This window comes from Tahibacter caeni, from assembly GCF_024609805.1.
Taxonomy (GTDB): Bacteria; Pseudomonadota; Gammaproteobacteria; order Xanthomonadales; family Rhodanobacteraceae; genus Tahibacter; species Tahibacter caeni.
On the sequence record NZ_JANFVR010000161.1, the window covers coordinates 1 to 10,622 of the forward strand.

6 protein-coding genes are annotated in these 10,622 nt (G+C 70.5%); 2 read left to right on the top strand and 4 right to left on the bottom strand.

Annotated elements, in window-relative coordinates:
* From NON22_RS14160 to gltB, 4 genes are all read right to left on the bottom strand, one after another.
* The coding region (locus tag NON22_RS14160; protein WP_257387591.1) for a hypothetical protein at positions 1-413 on the bottom strand (413 nt) is incomplete at its 3' end.
* Between the two features lie 7 nt (positions 414-420).
* Complete coding sequence (locus NON22_RS14165; RefSeq protein ID WP_257387592.1) at positions 421-765, bottom strand: hypothetical protein; 345 nt, start codon at positions 763-765, stop codon at positions 421-423.
* 84 nt (positions 766-849) lie between these two features.
* Positions 850-2,274 carry an FAD-dependent oxidoreductase gene (locus tag NON22_RS14170; protein WP_257387593.1) on the bottom strand — a complete coding sequence of 475 codons (1,425 nt, stop codon included), beginning with the start codon at positions 2,272-2,274 and terminating at the stop codon, positions 850-852.
* A complete protein-coding gene (gene gltB, locus NON22_RS14175; RefSeq protein WP_257387594.1) occupies positions 2,271-6,728 on the bottom strand; it encodes a glutamate synthase large subunit in 4,458 nt (1,485 codons plus the stop codon). The genes NON22_RS14170 and gltB overlap by 4 nt, the downstream gene beginning before the upstream one ends.
* A 468-nt stretch (positions 6,729-7,196) precedes the next feature.
* Between gltB and NON22_RS14180 the strand changes: the two genes are divergently transcribed.
* Together NON22_RS14180 and NON22_RS14185 are read left to right on the top strand one after the other, a co-directional pair.
* Positions 7,197-8,405, top strand: a complete 1,209-nt coding sequence (locus NON22_RS14180; RefSeq protein ID WP_257387595.1) for an EAL domain-containing response regulator — start codon at positions 7,197-7,199, stop codon at positions 8,403-8,405.
* A partial coding sequence (locus NON22_RS14185) for an ATP-binding protein (protein ID WP_257387596.1) occupies positions 8,402-10,622 on the top strand: 2,221 nt, incomplete at its 3' end. The genes NON22_RS14180 and NON22_RS14185, both read left to right, overlap by 4 nt.

Below are 10,622 nucleotides of genomic sequence, written 5' to 3' on the forward strand. Positions count from 1 at the left end.
TGGCCGCCGCCGGCCCCGCCGGCCCCGCCGGCCTGCGCGTCGAGCGCCTGCGCCGTGGCCAGGACCACGGCCGGATCGTCACTGAGCAGGCCCTGTTCCTGCTCGGGCGTCAGCTTGACGCCCTGCTCGCGCAGCTGCTGCACCATGGCCTGACGGTCTTCCTGCGAACCGACCGCTTCCTTGGCCAGGTGCGTCGCGCCGTAGATCGACATCGTACTGCCGACGAGCATGCCGAGCGCATGGAAGCGGATGCTGTGGTCGGGATCGCTCCAGTATTTGATCAGCGCGACGATGAAATAGAACGGCACGAGCAGGGTCAGCACGCCGTCGAGCGTACTCGCGCGCCAGACGCGCACGACCGCCAGCAGGCCGAACAGCAGCGAGATCAGATAGCCGATCAGCATCAGTTTCATGGGAGCCTCAGCGCGGCGTGACGGCGGCGACGTCGCCGCGCGGCAGCGAATAGCTCAGATCGCGCGCGGGCAGCTGGATCAGCAGGGTCAGCACGTCGCGCGTGGCCGCGGTCAGGGTGCCGATGTAGATGCCGCGCTGGCGCGTCTCGACCGCGACGCGCTGGCCCACGAGGCTCGCCACCGCGTCGGTGTCGTTCTTCGCAGCCTTGGCATCGGCCTTGCGGTTCGCCTTGGCCGGCGCCGCCGGCTTGTCCGGCGCGAGCATGAGCTGCTCGATGCGCGCCTCGTCCGTATCGCTCGCCGCCGCGCCGAATGCGAGCGCGAACAGCGCCAAAGCTCCTATCGTCCGCATGTTGCCGGCTCTCCGCCTCGCCCGCCCCCTGGGGCCGGCCCATTGTCAGGATGGCCCCCGCAGGTCGCAAGCCGGCGCCCGGCGCTATGTCGACGCCGTCACAGCTTGCAGTTGCGCGAGCATCGCGCGCGCGGCTTCGCGGCCGTCGAGCACCGCGCGCACGACGAGATCGGCGCCGCGCACCGTGTCGCCGCCGGCGAACACCTTGGAATTCGTCGTCTGCTGGCGCGCGCGTCCGGCGCCGCCGACGACGAGACGTCCGTTCGCATCGACGGCGATGCCGTGCTCGGCGCACCAGTCCGGCGGACTCGCGAGAAAGCCGAAGGCCTGAATCACCACGTCGGCGGCGATGTCCTGCTCGCTGCCGGCGACGCTGCGGCTCTGGGCCCGGCCGCCGGGTCCGGCGACGAGCTCGGTCTGCGCGACGCGCACGCGTTCGACGCGGCCTTCGCCGAGTATCGCCAGCGGCTGGCGCTGGAACACGAACTCCACGCCTTCCTCGCGCGCGTACTTCACCTCGCGCCGCGAGCCCGGCATGTTGGCTTCGTCGCGCCGATAGACGCAGCTGACGCGCTGCGCGCCGAGGCGGATCGCCGAACGCACGCAGTCCATGGCCGTGTCGCCGCCGCCGAGCACGACGACGCGCCGGCCGGCCAGATCCGGCAGATCCTGCGCTGTCGTCGCGGTGCCGAGCAGGCGGCGCGTGTTGGCGACGAGGAACGGCAGCGCCGAATGCACGCCGTCGAGATCGGCGCCGGGCAACTGCGCATCGACGCTGGTATACGCGCCGGTCGCGAGAAATACCGCGTCGTAGCCGTCGAGCAGCGCGCGAAACGGCAGGTCGCGGCCGATGTCGACGCCGAGCCGGAACACCACGCCGAGCTCCTCGAGCACGCCGCGGCGCGTGCGCACGACGGACTTCTCGAGCTTGAAGGCCGGAATGCCGAACGTCAGGAGGCCGCCGATTTCCTCGTAGCGGTCGAACACCTCGACGGCGACGCCGGCGCGGATCAGCCGGTCGGCCGCGGCGAGTCCGGCCGGACCGGCGCCGACGATCGCGACGCGCTTGCCGCTGCGTTCCTGCGTGTGCAGGCCCGGGCGCCAGCCGCGGCGCAGTGCCTCGTCGGTGACCCAGCGTTCGATGCTGCCGATCGTGACTGCGCCGAAACCGCCTTCCTCGAGCGTGCAGGCGCCCTCGCAGAGCCGGTCCTGCGGACAGACGCGGCCGCAGATCTCCGGCAGCGGATTGGTCTCGTGCATCAGAGTCGCGGCGTCCTCGATGCGGCCGTCGCGCACGAGCTGCAGCCATTGCGGAATGCGGTTGCCGAGCGGGCAGCCCCAGGAACAGTAGGGATTGCCGCAGTCGATGCAGCGCGCGGCCTGGTCGCCGGCGTCGCCGTCGACGAAGCCGCCGTGGATCTCGCCGTAGCCGAGCACGCGCACGGGCACCGGCACTTCCTGCGGCAGTGCGCGGTGGAACTTGAGGAACGGAAACGTCTTCTCGCTCATGCGGCGCGCCTCAGCGCTTCGGACAGCGCGTCGAGGCTGGCGGCCTTGGGCTTGACCAGCCAGAACTTGTGCAGCACGTCGCGGAAGTCGCCGAGCAGGCGCGACGCCCACGGGCTCGCGGTCGCTTCGATGTGGTTGCGCAGCAGCCCGCGCAGGTGCTGCAGGTGGTTCTCCATGCCTTCGAGCGAAATGCGGTGGATGTCGACGAGCTCGTGGTTGTAGCGGTCGACGAAGTCGCGCGTGAGGTCGAGCACGTAGGCGTAGCCGCCGGTCATGCCGGCGCCGAAGTTCAGCCCGGACTGGCCGAGCACGACGACGGCGCCGCCGGTCATGTATTCGCAGGCGTGGTCGCCGACGCCCTCGACGACGGCCAGCGCGCCGGAATTGCGCACGCCGAAACGCTCGCCGGCGCGGCCGCAGACATAGAGTTCGCCGCCGGTCGCGCCGTAGAGGCAGGTGTTGCCGACGATCGCGCTGTCCTGGCTCGCATAGCGTGCGGTCGCCGGCGGGCGCACGACGATGCGGCCGCCGTGCATGCCCTTGCCGACGCCGTCGTTCGCTTCGCCGCTGAGCAGGATGTGCAGGCCGCTCGCGTTCCAGGCACCGAGGCTCTGTCCGGCGCTGCCCGACAGATGCAAGGTGATGGCTGTGCTGTCGAGGCCCTCGTCGCCCCAGCGCCGCGCGATCTCGCCGGACAGGCGCGCGCCGATCGAGCGGTCCGTATTGCGGATTGCATAGTGGAAATCGCCGCCTTGCCGCGCGGCGACCGCCGCGGCCGTGTCGGCCACCGTGCGCGCGGCGAGCCCGTCGGCGGCGGCCGGCGGAATGCACGGGCCGCAGGCGCCGATGTCCGACCCGCCGGCCGTGTCGAGCAGGCCGTCGAGCTCCAGCGCGTTCTGCTTGTGCGTGACCCCGGCGACGCGCCGCAGCAGGCCGACGTTGCCGACGGCCTCGCCGAGGCTGCGCAGGCCGAGGCCGGCGAGCAGCTCGCGCGTTTCCTCGGCGACGAAGCGGAAATAGTTCTGCACCATTTCCGGTATGCCGTGGAAATGCTGGCGGCGCAGCACCTCGTTCTGCGTGGCGACGCCGGTCGCGCAGGAATTCAGATGGCAGATGCGCAGGAACTTGCAGCCGAGCGCGACCATCGGCGCGGTACCGAAGCCGAAGCTCTGCGCGCCGAGCGCGGCGGCCTTGAGCACGTCCAGGCCGGTCTTGAGGCCGCCGTCGGTCTGCACGATCACGCGGTCGCGCAGGCCGTTCGCGGTCAGGGTCTGCTGGGTCTCGGCCAGGCCGAGCTCCCACGGCGAGCCCGCGTAGCGGATCGAGGTCAGCGGGCTCGCGCCGGTGCCGCCGTCATGGCCCGACACGGTGATCAGATCCGCGCCGGCCTTGACCACGCCGGCCGCGATCGTGCCGACGCCCGCGTGCGAGACCAGCTTGACCGAGATCAGCGCCTTCGGGTTGATCTCGCGCAGGTCGTGGATCAGCTGGGCCAGGTCCTCGATCGAATAGATGTCGTGATGCGGCGGCGGCGAAATCAGGCCGATGCCGGGTTTGGCATAGCGCAGCCGCGCGATCAGGCCGTTGACCTTGTGGCCCGGCAGCTGGCCGCCCTCGCCGGGCTTGGCGCCCTGGGCGATCTTGATCTGCAGCACTTCGGCATTGACCAGGTAGGCCGGCGTCACGCCGAAGCGGCCCGAGGCGACCTGCTTGATCTTGGAGCTGCGCTCGGTGCCGTAGCGCGCGGGGTCTTCGCCGCCCTCGCCGGAATTGGAGCGCGCGCCGAGCCGGTTCATCGCCGTGGCCAGCGCTTCGTGCGCTTCGGGCGACAGCGCGCCGAGCGACATGCCGGCCGAGTCGAAGCGCGCGAGAATCGCTTCGACCGGTTCGACCTCGTCCAGCGGAATCGCCGGACCGGCCGGCTGCAGCGCGAACAGGTCGCGCAGCGCGGCCGGCGCGCGGCCGTTCACGTGCGCGGCGTAGTCGCGGTAGCGCGCGCGGTCGCCGGTACGCACGGCGGCCTGCAGGCTGCCGATCACGGCAGGGTTGTACATGTGGTATTCGCCGTCGGGCACGGCCTTGAGCAGTCCGCCCGGCGGCAGCGCATAGCTCGGATCGCGCGCGGCGGCGAGCTGCGCGCGGTATTCGGCCTCGATGTCGGCGAAGCCGGCTCCACCGACGCGCGAGGGCGCGCCCGGGAAGCAGAGATCGACGACTTCCTTGCCCAGGCCGACTATCTCGAACAGCTGCGCGCCGCGATAGCCCGCGATCGTCGCGATGCCCATCTTCGAGATGATCTTGAGCAGGCCCTTGCGGATGCCGCGCCGGTAGCTGCGGCCGATCTCCGACGGCGGCTCGCCTTCGAGCCCCTTGAGCTCGCCGCGCCGATTCATGTCGAACAGGGTCTGGTAAGCCAGGTACGGATAGACCGCGGTTGCGCCGAAGCCGATCAGGCATGCGAAATGGTGCGGGTCGCGCGCCGTGCCGGTTTCCACGAGCAGGTTGCAGTCGCAGCGCAGCTGCGTGCGCAGCAGGTGCGCATGCACCGCGCCGGTCGCGAGCAGCGCGTGGATCGGCAGCAGGCCCGGCACCGGATAGCGGTCCGACAGCAGCACGATCAGCGCGCCGCTGCGCACGGCCGTCTCGGCCGCGGCGCAGAGCTCGCGAATCGCCTGCTCCAGGCCGGCGGCCGGGTCGTAATAGAGATCGAGTTTGACCTGCGCGTCCTGCGCCTGCGGCAGCGCGAGGATCTGGCGCAGCTTGCGCTGCGACAGGATCGGAGAATTCAGCAATACCTGGCGCGCGTTCTCGGGCTTGAGCTCGAACACGTTGCCCTCGCGGCCGATCTGCGTGACCAGCGACATGACCAGGCGCTCGCGCAGCGGATCGATCGGCGGATTCGTGACCTGGGCGAAGGCCTGGCGGAAATATTCGTACAGCGGCCGCGACTGCTGCGACAGCACGGCGATCGGCGTGTCGTCGCCCATCGATCCGGTTGCCTCGGACTCGTCCTCGGCGAGCGCCTTGAGCACGACGTCGCGTTCCTCGCGCGTCAGCGCGAACTGCTTCTGGAAGCGCGCGAGCATGTCCGGCGGAAACGGCTCGGCCGCGAGCGCCGGGTCGATCAGGTGCGATTCGAGATAAGTCATCTCGTCGCGCAGCCACTGCTTGAACGGCGCGCGCGCGCGGTTGATCGCGTCGATCGCGTCGTTGTCGAGCAGGCGGCCGTCGCGCAGGTCCACCGCGACCATCTCGCCGGGACCGAGGCGACCCTTGGCGACGACATCGGCGTCGGCTATGTCCCAGATGCCGGCTTCGGAGCCGATCGCGAGATGGTTGTCCTCGGTGCGCAGCCAGCGCGTCGGGCGCAGGCCGTTGCGGTCGAGCGTGCAGGCCGCGTAGCGCGCGTCGCAGATCACGAGCCCGGCCGGGCCGTCCCAGGGTTCGCTGTGCAGTGCGTAGTACTCGTAGAACGCTTCGAGGTCCTCGTCGATCGTCTCGCGCGCATTCCAGGCCGGCGGCACGAGGATGCGCATCGCCGTCAGCAGGTCGATGCCGCCGGCGAGCAGCACGTCGAGCATTTCGTCGAGGCTCTGCGAATCCGAGCCGCGGCTGCTGACGAGCGGGCCGATGTCGGACAGCTTGACCAGCGGCGACACCATCTTGGCCGCGCGCGCCGCGCCCCAGGTGCGGTTCGCGCGAATGGTGTTGATCTCGCCGTTGTGCGCGAGCAGGCGGAACGGCTGGGCCAGCCGCCAGTTCGGCATTGTGTTCGTGGAGAAGCGCTGGTGGAACACCGCGGCGCTCGCGGCCAGCGCCGGATGGCGCAGATCCGGAAACGCGTCGCGCAGCGCGCCCGGCGCGGTCATGGCCTTGTAGGTGATCGTCGCGGCCGACAGGCTCACGATGTAGAAGCCCGGGTCGTCGGCCAGTGCATGGCCGGCGCGGCGGCGCGCACGGAACAGGCGGCGTTCGAACGCGGCTTCGTCGGTTTCCGTCAGCGGTTCGACGAACAGCTGCACGACGCGCGGCGCGTGCGCCTGACCGAGCGGGCCGCAGGCCGCCGCCGCGATCGGCACGTCGCGCCAGCCGGCGCAGCGCAGGCCTTCTTCGGCGAGCGTGTGTTCGACAAGAGTCCTGGCCGTATCGGCCGCGGCGGTTTCATGGGCGAGGAACACGAGGCCCGCAGCGAAACGCGCGCCGAGAGCGACGCCGGCTTCGGCGGCCAACGCACGCAGCCAGGCATCGGCGCGATAGAACAGCATGCCGCTGCCGTCGCCGGTCACACCGTCGGCGTTGACGCCGCCGCGATGGGCCATGCGCGCGAGCGCGGCGAAGGCCTGATCGGCGAGCCAGGCGCTGGGCCGGTTGTCGATCTGCGCAATGAGCCCGAAGCCGCAGCTGTCGTGTTCGAAGGCGGCGTCGTACAGGCGCGGCGTGCTGCGTCGCGTCATGCTGCTTTCCTGGCGGGGCCGTCCGCGCCGATCCAGTGCGGCCGCGGGCGACAGAAGCTCGGTCGGCGCATTCCGTCGCGCCCGGTCGACGTATCCGCTTTCGCGGACACGGCCTCGAATCAAACATAGATGCTGCGATGCGTCAAATAATCAAAATCAAAGCCGCCGGCGACAAGTCGCAGAAGCGATCCGAGCAATCCATCAAATGTCCGGGCATTGCCCCGCATGCCGCAAAATCCACTCGCCGGACGCAAGTCCAAAAGAGCGCGGTGCGGCGTTTTGGCCGTCCAATCGTCGGGGCCGCCGCGCGCCCGGCGACCGCATCGCGGACCGGCACGGAACGGCAGTCGCCGCGGATGACATGCGCGTGACGCCGCTGCGGCGGGCTGCCGTGCCCGCGGCGCGGCGCCGTCGCCGAGCCGGCGGCGTTCGCGGTACAGTCGGTGCCGCCACGGGGAGAGGGACCGGATGACTACGCGCATCGCACAGTTGTCGGTGATGGTCGTCGAGGACCACAGCTTTCAGCGCAGCATCGCGCTGCGCCTGCTCGCCGGGCTGGGCATCGAGCGCGCCTTCGAGGCGGCCAACGGACGCGAGGCGCTCGAGTGCATGATCGCGCTGCAGGACAAGCCCGACGTGCTGCTGGTCGATCTGGACCTGCCCGAGATGGACGGCATCGAGCTGATCGGCCACGTCGCGAGCCGCCGCCTCGCGCGCGCGATCATCGTGCTGTCGGCCCTCGATCCGGCCCTGCTGAACACCGTGCAGACCATGGCGCGCGCGTCGGGCCTGCGCGTGCTCGGCGCCGTCGAGAAGCCGCTGACCGCGGCCAAGCTGCAGGAAGTGCTGCTGCATTTCCACAACGAGCCCGAGGAACACGGCTATCTCGCGCCGATGGAGTTCGACCGCGAGACCCTCGTCGAGGCGATCGAGCGCGAGGAGATCGAACCCTGGTTCCAGGCCCAGGTGTCCATCGCGAGCGGCCACGCGGTCGGCGTCGAGGCGCTCGCGCGCTGGGTGCGCGGCGACCAGGTGCTGCTGCCGTCGCAGTTCCTGCACCAGGTCGAGCGCGAGGGCCTCATCGACGCGCTGACCGAAAGCATGCTGCGCAAGTCCTGCCGTTGGCGCATGCGCTGGGCCGCGTCCGGCCTGGACCTGCGCCTGTCGGTCAACGTGTCCATGCTCAATCTCGCGCGCGTCGACACGGCCGACCGCTATCAGCAGATCGTGCAGCAGGCCGGCGTACGCACGCGCGACGTCGTGCTCGAAGTGACCGAAGGCTCGGTCATGGGTGAGGCGGCCAGCGCGCTGAACGTGCTCGCGCGGCTGCGCCTCAAGGGCTTCGGTCTCGCGATCGACGACTTCGGCACGGGCTATTCCTCACTGTCGCAGCTGTCGCAGATCCCGTTCACCGAACTCAAGATCGACCAGGGCTTCGTTACGGGCGCCGTGCACCAGCCGCGCAAGCGCGCCGTCGTGGAGACCAGCCTCGACCTCGCGCGCAAGCTCGATATCGGCACCGTTGCCGAGGGCGTGGAAACCGTCGAGGACTGGCAGATGCTGGCCGAGCTCGGCTGCGACTACGCGCAGGGCTATCTGATCGGTCCGGCCGTGTCCGGCACGGCGCTGGCCGAGCAGATCCGTCATTGGAGGTCGCCGCAGATCTCCGCGGTATGAAGCCCGGTCTGTTCGCGCTGAGCATCCGCCAGCAGCTGCTCGGCCTGTTCGGCCTGCTGCTGCTGACCGGTGCGACCGTGCTCGCGCTCGACACGCTGAACGAGCGCGCGACCGTCGCGACGATGACCCAGCTGCGCGCCGATTCGCTGGCCGGCCTGCGCTACGTCAAGAGCGTGTCGGATTCCTACGGCATGGACGTCGTCGACACGGCGTTCCGCGTGCGCAACAACCTGATGGGCTGGGACCAGGGCGTCGAAGTGCTCGACCGCGCGGCCGAGCGCATCCAGGACCAGTGGGACAAGCTCACGAGCACGCACCTGACCGAAGTGCAGCAGACCCTCGTCGACGACATTCGCCGCCAGCGCGAGAGCGCCGACCGCGCCGCGGCCAAGCTGCGCGCGATCCTCAAGTCGCGCAACATGGACGACCTCGGCCGTTTCGCCGACACCGAGCTGTACCCGGCCATCGATCCGGTCACCACGCGGCTGAAGTTCCTGTCCGAGCTGCAGATGATCACGGCCAACGGCAATCTCGACGCCGACGCGCGGCGCACGTCGGCGATCAGCTATTGGCGGCTCGGGCTGAGCCTGCTCGCGTTCGCGATCGTGTTCGTGGCCGGCCGGCGCATCCTGCGGCACATCTATCGCGGCGTCGAGAAGCTCGTGCAGCTCGCGCACGCGACGCGCGCCGGCGACTACGCGACACCGATCGGCGAGTGGCCGCGCGGCGAACTCGGCCAGGTCGCCGAGGCGTTCGTGCAGATGCGCGAGACGCTCGCGCGCAACGAGGTCGAGCTGCGACATTCCGAAGCGCTCGCGACCGAGGCCAGCCGCGCGAAGACCGCGTTCCTCGCGGCGATGAGCCACGAGATCCGCACGCCGATGATCGGCGTGGTCGGCATGCTCGAGCTGCTGTCGCACACCGGGCTCGACGCGGAGCAGCGCCGCTGCGTCGACGTCATCGACACGTCGGCCCAGGCCCTGCTGCAGATCATCGGCGACATTCTCGACTTCTCGAAGATCGAAGCCGGCAGGCTCGAACTCGCCGTGGCGCCCACCGACCTGCGCCAGCTGCTCGAGCAGACGGTCAACAATTTCCTCGGCGTGGCGTCCTCGCGCGGCCTGTCCCTGATCCTGCGGGTCGACGACGGCGTCGCGTCGGCGCATCTGGTCGACCCGCTGCGTCTGCGCCAGATCCTGTCGAACCTGCTGTCCAACGCGCTGAAGTTCACGCACAAGGGCGGCGTGCGCGTGGAGCTGGAGCTGCTGATGCAGGACGAGGCCAGCCAGACTCTCGCGCTGCGCGTGCACGACAGCGGCATCGGCATCGGCCAGGAACAGCAGGACAAGCTGTTCACGCCGTTCGCCCAGGCCGAAGCCGGCACGGCGCGCGCCTACGGCGGCACCGGGCTCGGACTCGCGATCAGCCAGCGCCTGGCCGAGGCCATGGGCGGCGAGCTCGGCCTGCGCAGCCAGCTCGGCGAAGGCACGTCGGTCAGTCTCGTGATCGCGCTGCCGACCGCGCGCAGCGAGGCGCTGGCTGCCGATGCATCCCAGCTGCGCCGCGCCCTGCGCTGGCCGCAGCGGCCGACGCCGAGCGTGGAGCAGGCCGAGCAGGAACGCAGCCTGATCCTGCTCGTCGACGATCACCCGACCAACCGCGACGTCATCGCGCGCCAGCTCGCCAAGGCCGGCTATGCCTGCCTCAGCGCCGTCGACGGCGAGGAAGGCCTGCAGCAGTGGCGCAGCGGACGCTTCGCGCTCGTGCTGGCCGACATCCACATGCCGCGCATGGACGGCTATGCGATGACCGGCGCGATCCGCGCGGCGGAGCAGCGCGACGGGCTCGCGCGCACGCCGGTGGTCGCGTTGACCGCGAATGTCAGCAAGGGCGAGGCCGAGCGCTGTATCGCGGCCGGCATGGACGATTTTCTCGGCAAGCCGGTCAGCATCGCCCAGCTCGCCGCGAAGCTGCGCGCGTGGCTGCCGCACGTGCCGTTCCCGAATACCGCGGACGAGGCGTCCGCGGTCGCTCTGCCGGCCGCGATAGACCGCAGCGTGCTCGACGAGATCACCGGCGGCGACGCGGCCCAGGCGCGGCAGATCGTCGACGAATTCGTCGCGACCGCGGCCGGCGATCTGCTCGCGCTGGAGCAGGCGCTGGCCCGCGGGGATCGCAGCGCCGCCGGCCGCGAGGCGCACCGCATCAAGGGCGCGG